At 71.6% G+C, this 19,324-nt stretch carries 21 protein-coding genes; 12 read left to right on the forward strand and 9 right to left on the reverse strand.

The genetic code is table 11. The features are described from left to right. Positions 1-62 precede the first annotated feature (62 nt). From aceE to ACIBEJ_RS09670, 3 genes are read left to right on the forward strand one after another with little or no spacing between them, the layout of a single operon-like run. Complete coding sequence (aceE, locus tag ACIBEJ_RS09660) at positions 63-2,501, forward strand: pyruvate dehydrogenase (acetyl-transferring), homodimeric type (protein WP_397182225.1); 2,439 nt, start codon at positions 63-65, stop codon at positions 2,499-2,501. A gap of 52 nt (positions 2,502-2,553) precedes the next feature. Beyond that, complete coding sequence (locus ACIBEJ_RS09665) at positions 2,554-3,642, forward strand: PrsW family intramembrane metalloprotease (RefSeq protein ID WP_397182226.1); 1,089 nt, start codon at positions 2,554-2,556, stop codon at positions 3,640-3,642. 42 nt (positions 3,643-3,684) lie between these two features. Next, positions 3,685-4,308 carry a pyridoxamine 5'-phosphate oxidase family protein gene (locus tag ACIBEJ_RS09670; protein ID WP_397182227.1) on the forward strand — a complete coding sequence of 208 codons (624 nt, stop codon included), beginning with the start codon at positions 3,685-3,687 and terminating at the stop codon, positions 4,306-4,308. On the opposite strand, the gene ACIBEJ_RS09675 is transcribed toward ACIBEJ_RS09670, so the two are convergent. Beyond that, positions 4,309-4,479 (reverse strand): hypothetical protein, encoded by a 171-nt coding sequence (locus ACIBEJ_RS09675; protein ID WP_397182228.1) that lies wholly within the window; start codon positions 4,477-4,479, stop codon positions 4,309-4,311. 346 nt (positions 4,480-4,825) lie between these two features. On the opposite strand from ACIBEJ_RS09675, the gene ACIBEJ_RS09680 reads away from it, so the two are divergent. After that, the gene (locus tag ACIBEJ_RS09680; protein WP_397182229.1) at positions 4,826-5,272 is read left to right on the forward strand and encodes a hypothetical protein; all 447 of its coding nucleotides are present in this window, start codon (positions 4,826-4,828) and stop codon (positions 5,270-5,272) included. Positions 5,273-5,432: 160 nt separating this feature from the next. Next, positions 5,433-5,678, forward strand: a complete 246-nt coding sequence (locus ACIBEJ_RS09685) for a hypothetical protein (protein ID WP_397182230.1) — start codon at positions 5,433-5,435, stop codon at positions 5,676-5,678. Positions 5,679-5,681: 3 nt separating this feature from the next. Here the strand turns inward: ACIBEJ_RS09685 and ACIBEJ_RS09690 are convergent, their stop codons facing one another. The 5 genes from ACIBEJ_RS09690 to ACIBEJ_RS09710 all read right to left on the reverse strand — a co-directional run bounded on the left by ACIBEJ_RS09690 (position 5,682) and on the right by ACIBEJ_RS09710 (position 9,855). Continuing rightward, positions 5,682-6,320, reverse strand: coding sequence for a response regulator (locus ACIBEJ_RS09690; RefSeq protein ID WP_397182231.1), 639 nt, complete (start codon positions 6,318-6,320; stop codon positions 5,682-5,684). After that, complete coding sequence (locus ACIBEJ_RS09695; RefSeq protein ID WP_397182232.1) at positions 6,311-7,408, reverse strand: sensor histidine kinase; 1,098 nt, start codon at positions 7,406-7,408, stop codon at positions 6,311-6,313. The genes ACIBEJ_RS09690 and ACIBEJ_RS09695 overlap by 10 nt, the downstream gene beginning before the upstream one ends. An 11-nt stretch (positions 7,409-7,419) precedes the next feature. Then, the gene (locus ACIBEJ_RS09700; protein WP_397182233.1) at positions 7,420-8,196 is read right to left on the reverse strand and encodes an ABC transporter permease; all 777 of its coding nucleotides are present in this window, start codon (positions 8,194-8,196) and stop codon (positions 7,420-7,422) included. Continuing rightward, complete coding sequence (locus tag ACIBEJ_RS09705) at positions 8,193-9,089, reverse strand: ATP-binding cassette domain-containing protein (protein ID WP_397182234.1); 897 nt, start codon at positions 9,087-9,089, stop codon at positions 8,193-8,195. The genes ACIBEJ_RS09700 and ACIBEJ_RS09705 overlap by 4 nt, the downstream gene beginning before the upstream one ends. A 64-nt stretch (positions 9,090-9,153) precedes the next feature. Beyond that, complete coding sequence (locus tag ACIBEJ_RS09710) at positions 9,154-9,855, reverse strand: sulfotransferase family protein (protein ID WP_397182235.1); 702 nt, start codon at positions 9,853-9,855, stop codon at positions 9,154-9,156. Positions 9,856-9,965: 110 nt separating this feature from the next. On the opposite strand from ACIBEJ_RS09710, the gene ACIBEJ_RS09715 reads away from it, so the two are divergent. From ACIBEJ_RS09715 to ACIBEJ_RS09730, 4 genes are all read left to right on the forward strand, one after another. Continuing rightward, complete coding sequence (locus ACIBEJ_RS09715; protein ID WP_397182236.1) at positions 9,966-10,412, forward strand: hypothetical protein; 447 nt, start codon at positions 9,966-9,968, stop codon at positions 10,410-10,412. Between the two features lie 93 nt (positions 10,413-10,505). Continuing rightward, complete coding sequence (sthA, locus tag ACIBEJ_RS09720) at positions 10,506-11,909, forward strand: Si-specific NAD(P)(+) transhydrogenase (protein ID WP_397182237.1); 1,404 nt, start codon at positions 10,506-10,508, stop codon at positions 11,907-11,909. Positions 11,910-12,049: 140 nt separating this feature from the next. Further along, positions 12,050-12,361 carry a hypothetical protein gene (locus tag ACIBEJ_RS09725; protein ID WP_397182238.1) on the forward strand — a complete coding sequence of 104 codons (312 nt, stop codon included), beginning with the start codon at positions 12,050-12,052 and terminating at the stop codon, positions 12,359-12,361. 127 nt (positions 12,362-12,488) lie between these two features. Further along, positions 12,489-12,728, forward strand: a complete 240-nt coding sequence (locus ACIBEJ_RS09730; protein WP_397182239.1) for a hypothetical protein — start codon at positions 12,489-12,491, stop codon at positions 12,726-12,728. Positions 12,729-12,737: 9 nt separating this feature from the next. Here ACIBEJ_RS09730 and ACIBEJ_RS09735 read toward each other — a convergent pair whose 3' ends face one another. Then, positions 12,738-13,181, reverse strand: coding sequence for a lamin tail domain-containing protein (locus tag ACIBEJ_RS09735; RefSeq protein ID WP_397182240.1), 444 nt, complete (start codon positions 13,179-13,181; stop codon positions 12,738-12,740). A gap of 182 nt (positions 13,182-13,363) precedes the next feature. On the opposite strand from ACIBEJ_RS09735, the gene ACIBEJ_RS09740 reads away from it, so the two are divergent. Beyond that, positions 13,364-14,287: a DMT family transporter gene (locus ACIBEJ_RS09740; RefSeq protein ID WP_397182241.1), complete on the forward strand. Its 924-nt coding sequence runs from the start codon at positions 13,364-13,366 to the stop codon at positions 14,285-14,287. Positions 14,288-14,291: 4 nt separating this feature from the next. On the opposite strand, the gene ACIBEJ_RS09745 is transcribed toward ACIBEJ_RS09740, so the two are convergent. Together ACIBEJ_RS09745 and ACIBEJ_RS09750 are read right to left on the reverse strand one after the other, a co-directional pair. Continuing rightward, positions 14,292-14,921 (reverse strand): DoxX family protein, encoded by a 630-nt coding sequence (locus ACIBEJ_RS09745; protein WP_397182242.1) that lies wholly within the window; start codon positions 14,919-14,921, stop codon positions 14,292-14,294. A gap of 68 nt (positions 14,922-14,989) precedes the next feature. Then, positions 14,990-16,519 (reverse strand): MFS transporter, encoded by a 1,530-nt coding sequence (locus ACIBEJ_RS09750; protein ID WP_397182243.1) that lies wholly within the window; start codon positions 16,517-16,519, stop codon positions 14,990-14,992. Positions 16,520-16,702: 183 nt separating this feature from the next. Between ACIBEJ_RS09750 and ACIBEJ_RS09755 the strand changes: the two genes are divergently transcribed. Continuing rightward, the gene (locus tag ACIBEJ_RS09755) at positions 16,703-18,415 is read left to right on the forward strand and encodes a tetratricopeptide repeat protein (protein ID WP_397182244.1); all 1,713 of its coding nucleotides are present in this window, start codon (positions 16,703-16,705) and stop codon (positions 18,413-18,415) included. Positions 18,416-18,424: 9 nt separating this feature from the next. Continuing rightward, positions 18,425-19,318, forward strand: coding sequence for a haloalkane dehalogenase (locus ACIBEJ_RS09760; RefSeq protein WP_397182245.1), 894 nt, complete (start codon positions 18,425-18,427; stop codon positions 19,316-19,318). Positions 19,319-19,324: the final 6 nt, after the last annotated feature.

The raw sequence follows: 19,324 nt of genomic DNA on the forward strand, positions 1-19,324 counted from the left end.
TTAAATCGCGAATCGAGTCACCCGAACACCCAATGATCGATCATTGGGTGTTTAATAGAGGTATGGAGAAAGATCTGGATCCTCAGGAGACCGCGGAGTGGCTGGAGTCGCTCGACGCGGTCAGGCGGGCGGCCGGTCCCGAACGGGCCGACTACCTGCTGCGGAGGCTGGCCACGTCCTCCCGATACGTGAACACGGTCTCCACGGCCGAGGAGCCGCCCTACCCGGGCGACCTGGAGCTGGAGGAGCGCATCGCGGCCTACGACCGCTGGAACGCCGCGGCCATGGTCAGCAGGGGCAGCAAGCTGGGCCTGGGCGGGCACCTGTCCACCTACGCCTCCGCGGCCTGGCTGTACGAGGTCGGGTTCAACCACTTCTTCCACGGCGCCGACGACCAGGTCTACTTCCAGGGTCACGCCTCGCCGGGCATCTACGCCCGCGCCTTCCTTGAGGGGCGCCTGAGCGAGGCCCGCCTGGACGCCTTCCGCCGCGAGACCCTGGGCGGGCTGCCCTCCTACCCGCACCCTCGGGCGATGCCGGACTTCTGGCAGTTCCCGACCGTCTCCATGGGCCTCGGCCCGCTCAACGCGGTCTACCAGGCCAGGTTCAACCGCTATCTCCATCACCGCGGCATCAAGGACACTTCCAACAGCCACGTCTGGGCCTTCCTCGGCGACGGCGAGATGGACGAGCCCGAGTCGACCGCCGCGCTCACGCTGGCCGCCCGCGAAGGACTCGACAACCTCACCTTCGTGATCAACTGCAACCTGCAGCGCCTCGACGGCCCGGTACGCGGCAACACCCGCATCGTCCAAGAGCTGGAGAGCGTTTTCCGGGGCGCCGGCTGGCACGTGGTCAAGGCGCTGTGGGGCCGGGACTGGGACGGCCTGCTCCACGACGACGAACTGGTCGCGCGGCTGGGTGAGATCCCCGACGGGCAGTTCCAGACGTTCGCCGCCTCCGACGGCGCCTACATCCGCGAGCGCCTGTTCGACGGCCTGCGCGTGGACGTGAGCGACGAGGAACTGCGGCGCATCGTCGGCGGTTCGCGGGCCGGGCACGAGCCGCGCAAGGTGTACGCCGCCTACCAGCGGGCCAGGTCGTTCACCGGCGCGCCCACGGTCGTCCTGGTGCAGACGGTCAAGGGCTGGACTCTCGGCGCCGGGGTCGAGGCGCGCAACGCCAACCACCAGATGAAGAAGCTCACCCTGCCGGAGTTCCGCGAGATGGGCGAACGGCTGGGCCTGCCGGTCCCGCCGATGGAGGGCGAGTACCCGCCGTTCCTGCACCCCGGCCCCGACTCGCCCGAGGTCAGGTACGCGCTGGAGCGCCGCGACGCGCTCGGCGGCCCCGTCCCGAGGCGCGCCTACGTCCAGAAGACGCTGGACCTGCCGGGCGAGCGGCCCTTCCAGGCGCTGGCCAAGGGGTCCACGCAGCCGGTGGCCACCACCATGGCCTTCGTCCGCCTCGTCAAGGACCTGATGAAGGAGCCGGAGACCGGCCGCCGCTGGGTGCCCATCGTGCCCGACGAGGCGCGGACGTTCGGCATGGAGTCGCTCTTTCCCACCGCGAAGATCTACTCGCCGCTCGGCCAGCGTTACGACTCCGTCGACCGTGAACTGCTGCTGGCCTACAAGGAGTCGGAGCAGGGCCAGATCCTCATCGAGGGCATCACCGAGGCCGGGTCGATGGCCTCGCTCACCGCCGCCGCCACCAGCTACGCCACCCACGGCGAGCCGATGATCCCGTTCTACATCTTCTACTCGATGTTCGGCTGGCAGCGGACCGGCGACCAGATGTGGGCGCTGGCCGACCAGATGGGGCGCGGGTTCCTGATCGGGGCGACGGCCGGCCGTACCACGATGACCGGCGAGGGACTCCAGCACGCCGACGGGCACTCGCACCTGCTGGCCTCGGCCAACCCGGCCGCGCTGTCCTACGACCCGGCCTTCGCCTACGAGGTGGGCGTGATCGTGCGTGCGGGCCTGCGCCGCATGTACGGCCCCGCCGCCGAGAACGTCTTCTACTACCTCACGGTCTACAACGAGCCGCTCCCGCAGCCCGCCATGCCGGAGGGCGTCGAGGAGGGCGTCGTCAGGGGCATCTACCGGTACTCCGCGGGCGGCGGCCAGGCCCACATCCTGGCCAGCGGCACCGCCGTGCACTGGGCGCTGGCCGCGCAGAAGATGCTGGAGGAGGAGTACGGCGTGGGCGTCGACGTCTGGTCGGTCACCTCCTGGAGCGAACTGCGCAGGGAGGCGATGGAGACGGACGGCGTGCCGTACCTGAAACAGGCGCTCGCCGGGACGGAGGGGCCGGTCATCGCGGTGAGCGACTGGATGCGGGCGGTGCCCGACCAGATCGCGCCGTGGATCGAACGCCCGTGGACCTCGCTCGGCACCGACGGCTTCGGCCTGTCCGACACCCGCGAGGCGGTGCGCGAGCACTTCGGCGTGGACCCGCGCTCCATCGCCGACGCCGTTCTGAAGGCGATCGAGTAAAGATTTAAGCGGCCCGCAAGCGGATGTCGACAGGACGGGGCCACAGTGAGGCATGGCTGTCGACCTTCGCCCCCCGGCGCTGGCCCCGCGACCGAGCCTGCGGCTGCTGCTCGGTCTCGGGATCTCCAGCGCGCTGGCCGCGCTCGTGCTCACCGTCCTGCTGCTCAGCGGCGGCCCGGCAGGCTGGGGCCTGTCGATGCTGCTCGCGCTGGCGCCGCTGCCGATCCTGCTGTCGGCGGTGCTCGGCCTGGACCGGCTGGAGCCGGAGCCGCGGCTGTACCTGGGCTTCGCGTTCGCGTGGGGCGCCGGGGTGGCGATCGTGCTCGGGATCGCGCTCACGATGGCGGGCCAGGCGGTGGTCGCCGGGCTCGGCTACAGCGCGGGCGTCACCGACGACGTGGGCACGGTCGTGCTCGCGCCGGTGATCGAGGAGGCGCTGAAGGGCGCGGCGCTGCTGGCGCTGCTGCGCAGGCGGCGCGAGATCGACGGGCTGACCGACGGCATCATCTACGCGGGCATGGCCGGGCTCGGCTTCGCCGCGGTGGAGAACGTCGGCTACTACCTGGGCTCGTTCGGCCAGGGCGGGGTGGACGGGGCCGTGGCGACGTTCGTGCTGCGCGGGCTGATCTCGCCGCTGGGCCATCCGGTCTACACGTCGCTGATCGGGATCGGGGTGGCGTACGCGGCGGTGCGCCGCCGCTACTGGGCGATCCCGCTGGGCTACCTGGGCGCGGTGTCGCTGCACATGCTCTGGAACGGCAGCGCCACCACCGGCTCCCTGCCCTTCTTCGGCCTCGCCTACCTGGTGATCATGGCGGTGCTCGTCGTGCTGATCCTGGTCACGGTACGCGAGCGGCGGGCACTGGTGGCCAGGATGGGCGACGTGCTGCCCCGCTACGAGGGCACCGGCCTGGTCGGCGCCCAGGACCTGCGCATGCTGACCACGCTGAAGGCCCGCAAGCACGCGCGGGCCTGGGCGAAGAAGGCGGGCCTCGGCCGGGCGATGTCGGACTACCAGCAGGCGGCCACCGAGCTGACGATGCTGCACGTGCGGGCCGAGCGCGAGCGCATGGACCTGGAGTCGTTCGCGGCCGAGCGCGACGCCCTCCTGGACGTGATGGCGCGGGCCCGCCGCTGGTGACCCGCCTGTCCGCGACGCCCGCCTATGGTCAAGAATGGGGCAATGACCTGGATGGAGATCGAATCAGCTGAAGAACTCCGTGACCTGCTGGGCGAGGTGATGCCGCGAGCGGCGACCAAGGAACGCCCCAAACTGCACGAGCTCGACCGCGCGTGGCTGGCGGCCTCGCCGTTCTGCCTGATCGCGACCTCGAGTGACGACGGCACCTGCGACGTGTCCCCGAAGGGCGACCCGGCGGGCTTCACCCACGTGATCGACGACTCCACGATCGCCATCCCCGACCGGCCGGGCAACCGCCGCGCCGACGGGTTCCTCAACATCCTGCGCAACCCGCACGTCGGGCTGATCTACATGATCCCGGGCAGGAACGAGACCCTGCGCATCAACGGCAGGGCGCGCCTGGTGCGCGAAGCGCCGTTCTTCGACGAGATGATCGTCAAGGGCCACCGGCCCCACCTGGCGCTCGTGGTGGAGATCGAAGAGGTCTTCCACCACTGCGCGAAGGCGTTCATGCGGTCTTCGCTGTGGAAGCCGGAGACGTGGAGCCCCGACGGGCTGCCCTCGCACGCCCGGATCGTCAAGGACGTCCAGACGGTCACCGAGAGCGTCGAGCAACTGGAGGCGTACTACAGCAGAGGCTACGCCGACAAGCTCTACCAGGCGTGATCACGCGGCGGGCGTCGGCCCGCCGGGGAACAGGATCACGTTGCGGCCGCTGTAGGCGCGCAGGTCGACGACTTTGGGGTCGGGGACCACGGGCCTGCGGCGGTCGCCGGAACGGATGTCACGAACCTTGTGCCTGGCGACACGTGGCGGCACCACCACAAGCCTCTTCATCCTCATGCCCCCCGGCGTGATGTTTCTGTTACCTATGTTATCTACAGAACCACCCGTAAGTTGGTCGTAAGGACCACAATCAGTAAGGAAGTCGTCGTCCCGACGGGGTGCGCAGGTCCAGGTCAGGGCGTTTCTTGGTCGATGGCTTGCTCTTTCTGACGCGTCGCATGGTCCGCCCCCTCTCGCTTCCCACGGTGACCCGGCCCGGTTGCCGCCGGGTTGGCAGGCAGTTGCAACCTAACCGGCGCCCGTCTCCGCTCTCAACGCATTTCTCCCGGGACTTCCGTTACACAACCGGGTGGTGACCGGGAACCCGTCTTGGAACTGGGCGGGCATCTTCATCTGCATGAACACCAGAACGATCATCACGGCCGCCCTCGCAGCGGGCGCCCTGGGCGCGCTCGCCCTCTTCCCCGCCTCGGCCGCCGCCGCCAAGGACCGGTGCGCCTTCGCCCCGAACCGGGTCGAGTACTCCGACAACAGCAAGATCGCCAAGCGGCAGCACCGCACCTACTGCAAGAACGACCTCATCGGCAGGGACGGCTCCCTGACCGCCAAGGGCCGCGCCTGGCAGAACCTCAGGAACGGCGAGACCGCGCCCGCCGGCTCCGAGGAGCAGGCCGGCACGCAGCTCTACCGCTACCACAAGCTCGGTCTCTGGAACCCCGACAAGGTCGAGTACGCCGGCGGCGCGGCCCGCGCGCTCAAGCAGTTCAAGAACTGGCACTCCCGGGAGTACCTCGACGTCAAGGGCGGCTGGAACAAGCGGGGTAAGGCGCGCTTCCCCCGCTGACCCGGCCCCCGCGCGGGCGCGCTGCCGACGGACCTGCGGCAGCGCGGCCGCGCAGGCCAGACGGCGGCGCGCGGTGCAGAATATGGGCTGCCGTTGGGGAAAGGGCGAGATGAGAAGGGGTATCTCCTCCGCGCGATCGACCGACGAGAGGAGCCCGGCCATGGCGGCCTGCGAGACCTGCGGCAACGACTACGACATGAGCTTCGAGGTGCACGCGCAGGGCGCCGTGCACACCTTCGACTCCTTCCAGTGCGCGATCCAGGCGATGGCGCCGATCTGCGAGCACTGCGGCGCCCGGGTGATCGGCCACGGCGTCCAGGTGGACCGCGCCTGGTACTGCTGCGCCCACTGCGCCCGCCAGGAAGGCGCCACCGGCATCGTCGACCGCGCCGGCGCCTACGCCTGAGGCTCAGTCCTCCAGATAACGCAGGATCGCCAGCACCCGGCGGTTGTAGTCGGCGTGCTGCGGCAGCTCCAGCTTGTCGAAGATGGCGTTGACGTGCTTCTCCACCGTGCTGAGCGAGACGTGCAGCCGCTCGGCCACGGCCGTGTTGGCCAGGCCCTCCGCCAGGTGCTCCAGGACCTGCCGCTCGCGCGCCGACAGCCGCGCCAGCGGGTCGGCGTGCGTGGTGCGGGCCAGCAACTGCCTGACCACCTCGGGATCCAGCACGGTACCGCCTGCCCGCACCCGCTCCAGCGCGTCCAGGAACTCGCCGACCTCGGAGACCCGGTCCTTCAGCAGGTAGCCGACGCCGGTGCCGGACAGCAGCCGGGCCGCGTAGGTCTTCTCCACGTACTGCGACAGGACCAGCACGCCGGTCCCGGGCCACCGCGAACGGATCTCCAGCGCGGCCCGCAGGCCCTCGTCGGTGTGGGTGGGCGGCATCCGCACGTCCACGACCGCCACCTCGGGCCGGTGCTCCTCGACCGCCGCCAGCAGGGCGCCGGCGTCGCCCACGGCCGCCGCCACCTCGTGGCCGGCGTCCTCCAGCAGCCGGATCAGCCCCTCGCGCAGCAGGACCGCGTCGTCGGCCAGGACTAGCCGCACGGCAGCACCGCCCGCACGGTGGTCCCGCCCGCGCCGCTGACCACCTCGAAGCGGCCGTCGAGCGCCCGCACCCGCCTGGCCAGCCCGGACAGGCCGCCTCCCGACGGGTCGGCGCCGCCCACGCCGTCGTCGGAGACCGTCATCGCCACCATCGCCGCATCCTCCTCGCGCAGATCGACCAGGATGTCACGGGCACGCGCGTGCTTGACGGCGTTGGTGATGGCCTCGCGGGCCACGAAGTACAGGGCGGTCTCGACTTCGGAGACGGGGCGGGCGCGCAGGCCGTACCGGACGGTGACGGGGACGCCCGCGCGCTCGGCCACGCCGTCGAGCGCGGCCCTCAGCCCGAGCTCGTCGAGCGCGGTGGGGTAGACGCGCCAGGCGACGCTGCGCAGTTCGTCGAGGAGCCTGCGCGACTCGCCGTAGGCCTGGTCGATGAGCTCGGGCGCGGCGGCGGGGCTGTGGCGGGCGCGGCCGAGCAGCATGGCCAGCGCCACGCCGCGCTGCTGCACGCCGTCGTGCAGGTCCCGCTCGATCCTGCGCCGCTCGTCGTCGACGGCGCGCACGATGCCGAGCCTGGTGTCGGTCAGCTCGGCGATGCGCAGCCGCATCCGCTCCTGCGGTCCAGGCCCGAGGAAGAGTACGGCCAGCCGCCGCTCCGCCCACGCCACCAGCTCCACCGCGCCCAAGGCCAGCGCCAGCACGACCAGGCCGCCGCTCAGCCCGATCGTCCAGCTCAGCGTCTCCAGGCGCAGGCCGGGGAAGGTCAGCGAGACGACGTCCGAGCTGCCGGTGACCAACGCCCAGACCGAGCCGCCCAGGAACAGCGCGGCCACGAAGACCAGCACGAACACCGCGTACCCGCCGGTGACGCCGAGCAGCGAGCGCAGCGCCAGGTAGGAGTAGGACGGCGGCGCGGCGTCGCCGTCGCGGCCGAGCCAGGCGAGCCTGCGGTGTTCGAGCCGCATGACGGCCGGGCCCCAGCGTCGCCTGGCGGGCCAGGCGACGGCCAGCAGCCCGAGTTCGAGCAGGCCGGACAGCAGTCCGGCGAGCACGCCGGCCAGCCTGATCCCGATGACTCCCGCCACGGCTGCGCAGTCTAGGCGTCGCGCCGGCGCAGGACGACATATCCGGCGGCCAGCGCCGCCGCCGCCCACACCAGCAGCCACGCCAGCCCCTCGGCCGGCGCGTACGGCATCGGCCCGCCCGTCATGTTCTCCGCGCTCTCCATGAACGCCAGCCCGGCGAACATCGGCAGCCGCATCGACGCCTCGATCAGCGCGGGCGCCCCGGTCATCATGATCAGCAGCGGCAGCCCCATCATCAGCAGGAACACGACCGTCAGCGTCCCCGCCGCGCTGCGCAGCGCCGCCCCGGCCCCGACGGTCAGCACGCCCACCAGCGCGCAGAACACCCCCAGCCGGACCAGGTCGCCCGCCGTCTCGCCCGCCGCCAGCGTGACCGGCGCGGAGAACGGCTCCATCCGCAGCAGCAGGTACGCCGGCACCGCCCCCGCGCCCCCGCTCACCACGCCGGCGGCGAACATGACCGGCGCCACCACCAGCGCCTTCGCCGCCAGCAGTCGGCCCCTGACCGGCGTCGCCTGCAGCGCCACCCGGATCCCGCCGGAGGAGTACTCCGAGGTGACCACCAGCATCGCCAGCGCCACCAGCGCGAACTGGGCGAACACCGACGCGGACACCACCGGCTCCGTGGCGGCCAGCCGTTCCGTGCGCGGCTGGCCGTTGTGCGAGCCCAGCGCGCCGGCCACCGTGACCGAGGCCAGCACCATCAGCGCCGCCGCCCCCGCCAGGCACCACCAGGTCGAGCGGACCGACCACAGCTTGACCCACTCCGCGGCCATCGCCCGTCTCATACCCGGCTCCCGTACTCGGTGCTGTCCGCGGTCAGCTCGTGGAAGGCCTGCTCCAGCAAGGGCTCCTGGGCGCTCAGCTCGTGCAGCCCGATGCCCGCCTCGTGGGCCAGGTCGCCGATCCGCTCGATCGTCGCGCCGGTGACCACCAAACTGCTCTCGCCGGTCCTGGACACCTCGGCGCCGGCGGCGCGCAGCCGTACGGCGAGGTCTCCGGCGTGCGGGGTGCGGACCCGCACCGCGCCCGCCGCGACCACCTCGCTCAGCGGCGCGTCCACGATCAGCCTGCCGCGCCCGATCACCACGAGATGGTCGGCGGTGAGCTGCATCTCGCTCATCAGATGGCTGGAGACGAAGACCGTCCTGCCCTCGCCGGCCAGGCGGCGCATCAGCCGCCTGACCCAGCGCACGCCGTCCGGGTCGAGACCGTTGACCGGCTCGTCGAACATCAGCACCGCCGGGTCGCCCAGCAGCGCGGCGGCGATCCCGAGCCGCTGGCTCATGCCCAGCGACAGCGCGCCCGCCCGCCGGCCCGCCGCGCGCTCCATCCCCACGGTCTCCAGCACCTCGCCGACGCGCGCCCTGCCGATCCCGTTGGCGCGCGCCAGCGCCAGCAGATGCGCCCGCGCCGAGCGCCCCGGATTCACCGCGCGGGAGTCCAGGAGCGCGCCGACCGTCCGCAGCGGGTTCTCGATCCTGTGGTACGGCCGGCCGCCCACGAGCGCCGTGCCCGCGTCCGGCCGGTCGAGTCCGAGGATCATGCGCATGGTCGAGGATTTGCCCGCGCCGTTCGGGCCGAGGAAGCCGGTCACGGCGCCGGGCCGTACCTCCAGGGTGAGGTCGTCGACCGCGGTGCGCGCGCCATAGCGCTTGGTCAGCCCGCGTAGTGTGATCATGGCTCAACGCTAGGGAAAGCCCAGGTGAGCGGCCATGGGGGCGGACCGTCGAGTCCTATGGCGGTTAACCGCCACCGAACGGCGAGCTCACCACCCCCTCCGTCGTCAGCCGCGCCAGCATGGCCTTCATCGCGTCGGCGTCGTTGAGGTGGGGGAACGGCTCGTCCGGCACCTCGGCGCCCAGGAACGCGCACAGCGGCTCCCAGCCCTCGCGCACGTCGAAGACCAGCAGCCGCTCGGGCTCGATCGCCCGCTTGACGGCCTCGGTGTGCAGGTCGAAGAACTCCACGGCCACCTCCACCGGCGGCATGTCCTGGGCCATCGAGAAGTCCGGCCCGAACGCCGCCCGCCCGATGGAGTCCATGACCGGCGCCAGCCTGCGCATCGAGCCGAGCACCCGCTCGGCGGCGGGCGGCAGGTCGCCGGCGGCCAGCATCCTGGGACCGCTGGAGATCAGCGTCCGCATGCTCGCGTGCCAGCGCACCGGGTCGCGTACGGTGAGCACCACCTTGGCCTCGGGGTAGGCCGCGGCCTGCTCGCGCCAGAAGTGGCTCGCGGGCCAGTCCATGGCCGAGCGGTAGCCCGCCAGGACCCGGTCCCAGTCGACCTCGCGGCCCTCGGCCACGGCCACCCAGCGGTCCACGTGGTCGGGGTGGGTGAGGACCTCGTACATGTGATAGCAGGGACCGAAGCCCAGCCGCTCCAGAGCGGCCTTCATCGAAGAGGTACCGGTGCGCGGGAAGCCCGCGCCGATCACGTCGAGCATGACGCCGTCTCCTCTGCTGATCATGGATTCGCGCCGGGCGAATATCTGTCTACGATTACATGACCAACTGGAGAATTCTCCCGTTAGGACCTGTTGTCATGCTCGGATCGTTGGCCAAGATCGCTGGCGAGGGCGGTGTACCCCAGGCCGCCCCCGATCGAAGGGCAATGATGAAGAACCTGCTCAAGACCGCCGTGGTTGGTGTCACGGTCGCCGCTGCCACGTTCGCTCTCGCCCAGCCCGCGCTGGCCAACTCCTTCAGCCGCAACGTCGGTGACGGCACCGTCGCCTACGACGACGGCGGCGACCGCTTCTGCGCCGCGGCGTTCAACACCGAGGGCGCCCGCTGGGTGCGGGTCAAGCTCGTCCCGATCTCCCGCCCCGGCCCCTCGCCGGAGATCACCGACCGCAACAACTACTACGGCCACTCGGGCAACACCTGCACCACCGCCCTGGCCACGGCCTACGAGGACACCCGCTACCGCGCCGACATCACCTCCTACTGGGGCGAGCGCGGCACGACGGTCACCCACAGCCCCACCTACTTCTACAGCTAGTCGTCTCCGGTTTCCGGCCCGTTCCGCGCGGGCCGGAAACCGCCGGGCCCTCGGCTGGTGACCGGCGTGGAGGGGAACCGTACTGTGGGTCGTGTGACCGACTTTGACGTGCTCGTGGTGGGTTCGGGACCCGGCGGGCAGAAGGCGGCCATCGCGGCCGCCAAGCTGGAGAAGCGGGTCGCCGTCGTGGAACGGCGCAACATGATCGGCGGCGTGTGCATCAACACCGGCACGATCCCCTCCAAGACCCTGCGCGAGGCCGTCCTCTACCTCACCGGCCTCAACCAGCGCGAGATGTACGGCCAGTCCTACCGGGTCAAGGACGAGGTCACGGTCGCGGACCTGGGCATCAGGACGCAGCACGTGATCGGCCGCGAGGTGGACGTGATCCGCAGCCAGCTCTCCCGCAACCACGTCGCGGTGCTGACCGGCTCGGCGCGCTTCGTCGACCCCTACACCCTCGACGTCATCGACGAGCAGGGACGTGACGTCAAGGTCAGCGCCGCCAAGATCATCATCGCCACCGGCACCCGGCCCGCACGGCCCGAGTCCGTCGAGTTCGACGAAGAGACGATCATCGACTCCGACGGCATCCTGAACCTTCCCGCCGTACCCGACTCGCTGGTCGTGGTGGGCGCCGGGGTGATCGGCATCGAGTACGCCTCGATGTTCGCCGCGCTCGGCACCAAGGTCACCGTCGTCGAACGGCGCGAGCGCATGCTGGACTTCTGCGACCTGGAGATCGTCGAGGCGCTCAAATACCACCTGCGGGACCTGGCCGTCACCTTCCGCTTCGGCGAGACCGTCGCCGCCGTCGAGAAGCGGCCACGCGGGGCGATCACGCTGCTGGAGAGCGGCAAGAAGATCCCGGCCGCGACCGTCATGTACTCCGCCGGACGCCACGGGATGACCGACGAGCTGGGCCTGGAGGCCGCGGGGCTCTCGGCCGACGACCGGGGGCGCATCTCGGTGGACGCCTTCTACCGCACCGCCGTACCGCACATCTACGCCGTCGGCGACGTGATCGGCTTCCCCTCGCTGGCGGCCACCTCGATGGAGCAGGGCCGCATCGCCGCCCACCACGCCTGCGAGGAGCCGCTGGGTGGGCTGTCGTCACTGCAGCCGATCGGGATCTACACGATCCCCGAGGTGAGCTTCATCGGGCAGACCGAGGACGACCTGACCCGTTCGCACGTGCCGTTCGAGGTGGGCATCTCCCGCTACCGCGAGCTGGCCAGGGGCCAGATCATCGGCGACACCTACGGCATGCTCAAGCTCCTGGTCTCGCCCGAGGATCGTTCGCTGCTGGGCGTGCACGTGTTCGGCACCGGCGCCACCGAACTGCTGCACATAGGCCAGGCCGTCATGGGCTGCGGGGGGACGGTCGACTACCTGGTGGACGCGGTCTTCAACTATCCGACGCTGGCCGAGTCGTACAAGGTCGCGGCGCTGGACGCGGTCAACAAGCTGAGGCGGGTCGCCAGGTTCGAGCTGTGAGGTCTTGACGCGCCGGGGTGGGCACGTATCTTTCACTTAGGAAAGTTTCCTAAGAATTCCCTCTCTTCTCCCAGCCCGGAGCGAGGTCGGCACCGGGCGCACCGAACGTCGCCCCGCGTCACCAGCATTCTGGAGAGGTCATGAGAAGAACCCTGCGCGCCCTCGCCGCGACCGCGCTCGCGGCCGGAGCCGTCACGGCCGGGCTGGTCACGCTGACCCCCGCGTCGGCGGCGGTCGCCGAGTGCGAGTACGGCTTCGGCCAGAACTCGTTCTCCGCCCGCTGCACGACGAGCGGCTCCGCGTACGAGTACCGCGCGTGGGTCCAGTGCGTCAACGGCCGTAGGGACGGCAGTTGGGCCAGGACCAACAGCGGCGTGTGGAGCGCCGCGAGCTGCGGACCCTGGTGGATCGACCGCGTGAGCTACGGCCTGGACAAGCGCCCCGTAGCCTGACCCACCCGCGCCACGACAGAGAGCCCGCTCCCACACACCCCGGGGGCGGGCTCTTGCCGTGGCGCGTTACGAGCGTGTGATCACGATCGGCCACGATGGGCGGACGGCCGGCGGACGGGGGCGTGACATGAGGCGGTGGAAGACGGCGACGGTCCTCGTCGCCATGGGGCTGGCCCTGCTGGTCAGCGCGGACACCCGGCAGAGCGTCAGCTGTGGGACCACCTTCACCGACGCCGAGATCCAGGAGTTCTGGGCCGGAACACAGCACCAGCAGCCCCAGCAGCCCCCGGACCCGAGTTTCTGGATGAGGGGGGCTCAGAAGCCCGGCTTCGTGGCGCCCATCGGAGTCGAGACCGGCTGCCCCTGAACGGGTGGCCTACGAGCAGTCGGTCCAGCCGCCGCCACGGCCCCAGTCGCAGGCGTCGACCTTCTTCAGATCCGTGCCCCGGTAGAGGGCCGCCATGTCGCCGTCGTTGTTCCACACGTACTGGCGGCGGTTCCAGAACACGCCACTCGTCCCGTCGTTGCCCTGACCGGTCCGCACGGTCACCGTCTTGCCGGGCTTGAGGACGAAGGCGAGGAACCGGTACTTGTAGCCGGTCTCGTCGCGCAGGATCCACTTCTCCAACTGGATGGCCGTTCGCGTCGTGTTCTTCAGCACCACGTACTCGGCGTTGAGGCTCGCGTTGGAGCGCGTGTCCTTGCCCGGGCTGTCGTAGTACACCTTGATGATTTGTACGGCCGGAGTTGCCGCGTGGGCGGGCAGGCCGGTCGAGACGAGGGCGGCCAGCGTGGCCGCGGCGATGGGGAGAGCTCGCACCGTCGAGTCCTCTGCGTCGGAGGTGAACAGGAACGTTCCATGGGACGGCGGAGCCCGACAATTCGTTGTCACTCCGTCCGGATCCGGACATCCCCATCTCCAGAGGGCATCGGGATATATGTCTACGTAACTTGGGAAAAGACCGCTACGCTCCTGCCGATCCATCTGACCGGGAGGAACCGATGCGGCGCTGGCTGCCCGCCTATCTCGTGCTGGCGCTCGTCTGGGGCAACAGCTTCTTCTTCATCAAGGTCGCCGTCGGTGAACTGCATCCGCTGCAGGTGTCGTTCACCCGCATGGTGATCGGCGCCGCCACGCTGCTGGTCGCCGTCGCGATCAGTCGTAAGGCGCTGCCGCGTGATCCGCGGCTCTGGGGGCACTTCCAGGTGGCCTCGGTGGTGCTGACCACGCTGCCGTTCACGCTGTTCGCCTGGGGTGAGCAGTACGTGTCCTCCGTGGTCGCCGCTATCTGGAACGCCACCACGCCTCTGTGCACGCTCGCCTTCACCCTCCTGCTGCGCGCGGAAAAGCCGACCGCGAGCCGGATGGCCGGGCTGGGGCTCGGGTTCGCGGGGGTCATGGTGGTGCTCGGAGTCTGGCAGCCGATGGCGGGCGGGCAGCTCGGCGGCAGCCTCGCCTGCTTCGGGGCGGCGCTCTGCTACGGCGTCGGCGGCGCGTACATGGGCCGGTTCATCACCGGGCGGCGGAGCGAGGCGCCCGTGGTGCTGGCGGCGGGGCAACTGCTCAGCGGGGCCGTGCAGCTCGGCGTGATCACCGCGATCGCGGGGGTGCCGCTGGTGGACACCACGGTCTCGGCCGGGGTGTGGTGGAGCATGCTCGCGCTCGGCGGGCTCGGGACCGGGGTGGCGTACCTGCTGCTCTACTGGGTCCAGGGGCAGGCGGGCGTGACGACCACCTCGACGGTGACCTATCTGCTGCCCGTGTTCGCGGCCCTGTCGGGGGTGGTGATCCTGGGCGAGGCGCTGACCTGGAACCAGCCGGTCGGCGCCGTGGTCATCCTGGCGGCCATCGCGCTCACCCAGGGGGTGACGCGGCGCGGGGCCGTCCCTCTCAAGACGCCCGTCACCACGCGCGCGGACGTCTGAGCGCTCAGTCCTCCGCGGGCTCTGCGGGCTTGCGGGCGCGCGCGGCGGAGGGCTTCTTGCGGCCCGCCACGAGCGTGTCGCCCGGCTCGTCGGACCCTCCGTTACGGCTGCGCGGGCGCGGATGCGGCGTGGTGTCCTCGGAGGCGGCGGCGGGCTTCTCCTTCTCCTTCTCCTCCTCGGCTGGGGCGGGGATCGGCGGCGCGTACGGCTCCCGCAGCGAGGCGATGACCCGGTCGGCCTCGTTGTCGGCGGCGAACTCCGAGGCCGCCTCGGACTCCCTGCGCCTGATGACCACCATGTGGTCCACGGAGATGCGTCCGGCGCCCACCACGGCCAGCAGGATCGCGGCGGCGCCCAGGGCGATGAGCTCGTTGGTGGTGACGGGGTTGAGCGGCGGCGCGATCAGGAAGACGGCCAGCGCCTCGACGAAGAGGACGAGCCCGGTCACCGGCACGGCCAGCCCGGCGATGAGCAGCGCGCCGCCGATGAGCTCGGTGAGCATGGTGACGGTGGCCCAGGCCCCGGGCGCGGGGGCGCCCTGCTTGGCGAACTCCTCGCCGGTGGCCAGCAGGCCGACCTGAAGCTTGCTCCAGCCGTTGGCGAAGAAGAGCCCGCCCACGCCGACACGAGCCACTAAAGCCGCTATATCTCGCATTGCCTGTCTCACGGTAGATGCCTGCCCTGAACGGGACATCACACACCTCAATCGCGGCGAAGCAGCCAGGCGACCGCGAGCGCGGTCAGGCTGAGGAGGAGCACGCTGACCACGACCGTCGTGTGCAGCGCGTTGACGAAGGCCCAGCGCGCGGCGCCGAGCAGTTCGCGTCCCGCCTCGCCGCCGACCTGCTCGGCGACGTGGGCCGCGCCCGCCAGCGACTGCCTGGCCTGGTCCATGCCGACCTCAGGCACCCCAGCTACGGCCGGCACCGCGGGAGAGTAGGCGAGGGTGGTGATGGTGCCCAGCACGGCGACGCCGAGCCCGGCCCCGAGCTCGTAGGCGGTCTCCTCGACGGCCGCCGCCCCGCCCGCGCGCGACTCCGGGCAGGCGGACATGATCGTGTCGGAGGCGGCGAGCAACGCCACCTGCACGCCGAACCCGATGCCGACGAAGCAGAAGGCGAGCATCACGGGGTGACCCTCGACGCCCCAGGTCAGCGTGGGCGACAGCGACACCGCGACCAGCGCGAGCCCGCCGCTCATGGTGGCCCGCATGCCGATCCTGGGCAGGATGCGCGCGGCGGCCAGCCCGCCGGTGATCGCGGAGACGACCAGCGGCAGCATGCGCACGGCGGCCTGCAGCGGGCTGTCGCCGAGCACGAGTTGCAGATACTGGGCCAGCATCAGTTGCAGCCCGACCAGCGAGAAGACGCCGAGCAGCACCCCGGCGACCCCGGTGGTGAACTCCCTGCGGCGAAACAGCTCCACGTCCAGCAGCGGCGCGGCCAGCCTGGTCTGCCGCCTGACGAACCACACCAGCAGCGCCACGCCCCCCGCGAAGACCGCCAGGGCCGCGGCGAACGGCAGCAGCCCGCCCGAGCCCGCCTCCTTGAGCCCGAAGGCCAGCGCCAGGATGCCGAGGACGGACAGGACGGCGCTGAGCGCGTCCCAGCGGCGCCCGCCGCGCTCGCGCGACTCCGGCAGCAGCCGGACCGCGGCGGGCAGCAGCACGAGCAGGATGGGCACGTTGACGAGGAAGACCGCGCCCCACCACCAGCCGACGAGCACGCCGCCGACGAGCGGCCCCACGGCGGCGCCCGCCGCGGCCACGGCGCTCCAGACGCCCAGCGCGACGGCGCGCTCGCGCCGGTCGGTGAAGACCTGGCGGATGATCGAGAGCGTGGCCGGCATGATCATGGCCCCGCCGACGCCGAGCAGCGCGCGGGCCGCGATGAGCATGGCGGGGCTGGTCGCGGCCGAGGCCAGGGCGGAGGACACGCCGAACAGGACGAAACCGGTCAGCACCAGCCTCTTACGGCCGTAGCGGTCGCCCAGGGTGCCGAACAGGATGAGCAGCGGGGCCACGACCAGGGAGTAGACGTCGATGATCCACAGCAGTTGCACCGCGGACGGCTCCAGCGCGGCCGTCAGCGCGGGCACCGCGATGTGGAGCACCGTGGCGTCCACGGTGATCAGCAACAGGCTCAGGCACAGCAACACGAGCACGGCCCAGCGGTTGTCGTTTCCGACCCGCTGGGCCCGTTTCATGATGGGCGCGGCCTGGGTGACGGTCATGGAACCCCCAGCGGGCCGCCTCGGTCGCAACGGGCCCGCGTAAGCATGCGTGGCAGCTTAGGCGATGTGCGGCACTTGGCATAGCGGTATCGGATGATCCACATCTCGCCCGGACCTCTCTAGAGAGATACAGGCATATGTCCGGATCTATGAAAGTTCTACCAACCACCCGATCATGACCGTGTGGGGAAAGACGGGACGGGCGACGATCCTGACCGATCCCCGCGCGAATGGTGCGCCCTGTCCGCGGCCCGGCTGCGCGACGGCCGCCCCGAGTCCGCCCTCGAAGCCGCCCAGAAGGCCGCGGGACTCGACCCCGACGCCGAATGGGCCCACCGCCTCATCAGCCTCGCCGAGGAACGGCTCGGCCGCGACGCCGAGGCCCTGGCCCACGCCGAGCACGCCGTACGGCTGGCCCCCGGCTCCTGGCAGGCCCGCCTGCGCCTGTCCGCGGCCCTGCGCCACGCCCCCGGCGGCTGGGAGCAGGCGGTACGCCACGCCGAGCTGGCCCGCTCCTACGCCCCCGAAGAGCTGACCCCGCACCTCCAGCTCGGCGACCTGGCCCTGATCCGCGGCGAGCACCGCAGGGCCAGGACCGCCTACGCCGCCGCTCTGGAGCGTGACATCGCCCACCCCCAGACCCGCGTCAACCTCGGCCTCGCCTGGCTGCGCTGGGACAGCCCCCGCGCCCACCACGACCCCGTCTGGCCGCTCGACCCGCGCGAGAGCGGCCGCGCCAGGCGGGCTTTGGAGGTGTGGTCGCGCCAGACCCGCCTGCTCCTCGCCGTGGCCACGCTGGCCGTCGCCTTCGCCGCGCTCGTCCTCGATCTCGGGCCGCAGGCCAGGCTGGGCGGCGCGGCCGTCCTCGCGGTCGTGGTGGTGCTGACCGTGCGGCAGGCGCGCAGGGTCGGCGTGTGGTCCTACGTGCCGGCCATGTTCGGCCGCGCGCCCTGGCTCGGCACGACGGTCGTCTCGGCGCTGGTGGCGGTGGCCGCGTTCGCCGCGTGGCTGGTGCTGCCCGCGTTCACCGCCGCGTTCGACCCGGTCTGGGCCGGGCTGACCGGCATCCTCGTGCTCGGCTGGCCCGCCCTGGCCGTCCTGCACGGGCTCGGCGGCGTCTGGCGGGGCCGGCCGCTGCGGGCGCTGGAGGAGTTCGCGCTGGCCCGCGGGGAACGCGAGGGGCGGCGGAACACCGGGGTGGTGCTCTGGATCGTTCTCGGCCGGGTCTGGTCGGTGCTCGTGCCGCTGGTGCTCGGGGCGCTCGTCCTGGAGCCGCGGGCGGCGGTGGTGGCGCTGGCGGTGCCGTACCCGCTGGTGGAGGCCTATCGCAAGGCCCGCCACGGCGAGGACCGCTGGCTGCTGGCCGCCGCGCTGCTGGTCGTCGTGGCCGCGCCGGCGTGCGCGGCCGGGGGAGTGTTCGCGCTGGCCTGGGCGTGGTGGGCGGGGCTGGCCGCGCTCGGCGCGGTCGCGGCACTCTTCGCGCTGCGCGGCGCGCGCGCCTGGTGGAAGGGCGCGCCGGGCCCGTGGCGCGCCTCACTGATCATGGCCGAGCCCCTGCTCGGCGACGCGCCGTCCGTGGCCCTTTCCCCCGAGGTACGGCAGGCCTTCGCCTACGCCAGATCCGTGGTGCTCACCTACACCGACCCGGCGGGCCCGCGGGTCGTCGGCGCGGTCGCCTCGGTGACCAGGGCGGGCGAGCTGCGCCTGATCGCCGAGCCGCGGGCATGGGCGGCCGTCGAGGCCGACCCCAGGGTGGCGGTGTTCGCCGCCGACCCGCTGCAGCGCAGGTTCTGGGTGGAGGTACGCGGCATCGCCCTGGCCGGCTCCGACGTGCTCCGGGTGACACCGAGCCATGTTCTGGTAGGGGAGTTCCCGGGCCGGCACCAACGCCGCTAACGTCGGGAGATGGATCTGCTGCGCACCCCGGAGGAACGCTTCGCGAACCTGCCGGACTTCCCCTGCGAACCGCGCTACGCCGAGGTCGACGGCATCCGCATGGCCTGGTACGAGGCGGGCCCGCCCGGCGCGCAGCCGGTCGTGCTGCTGCACGGCGAGCCGAGCTGGTCCTTCCTCTACCGCCACGTCATGCGCGAACTGGCCGAGGCGGGGCTGCGCGCGATCGCCGTCGACCTGGTCGGCTTCGGCCGCTCCGACAAACCGGCCGACCCCGCCGACCACACCTACGCCCGCCACGTCGAGTGGACCCGCCGCCTCCTGCTGGACGAGCTCGGCCTGACCGGCATCACCATGGTCGGCCAGGACTGGGGCGGACTGATCGGACTCCGGATCGTCGCCGAGCACCCCGAGCGCTTCGCCAGGATCGTCGCCGCCAACACGGGCTTGCCGGCCGGTGACATTCCCATGCCCGAGGTCTGGCACCGGTTCAAGGACGCCGTCATGACCGCGCCCGCGCTCGACATCGCCAGGTTCGTCCAGTCCGGCTGCCGCACCGAGCTGTCCCAGGCCGTCCGGGACGCCTACGACGCGCCCTTCCCCGACGAGAGCCACAAGTCCGGCCCGCGCGCCCTGCCCGGACTCGTCCCGGACACGCCCGAAGATCCGGCCGCGCCCGCCAACCGCGCTGCCTGGCAGATCCTCACCACGCTCGGCCTGCCGTTCCTCGTCGCCTTCTCCGACGGCGACCCCATCACCGGCGGCATGGCGCCCATCCTGAAGCGGACCATGGCAGGCGCCGCCGGGCTGGAGCATCCGGTGATCGCGGGGGCCGGTCACTTCCTCCAGGAGGACGCGGGCGCGGAGCTGGGCCGGCACATCGCCGCATTCGTCACCGCCACCTAGCGTGTC

This window comes from Nonomuraea sp. NPDC050790, assembly GCF_044456745.1.
In the GTDB taxonomy this organism is placed as follows: domain Bacteria; phylum Actinomycetota; class Actinomycetes; order Streptosporangiales; family Streptosporangiaceae; genus Nonomuraea.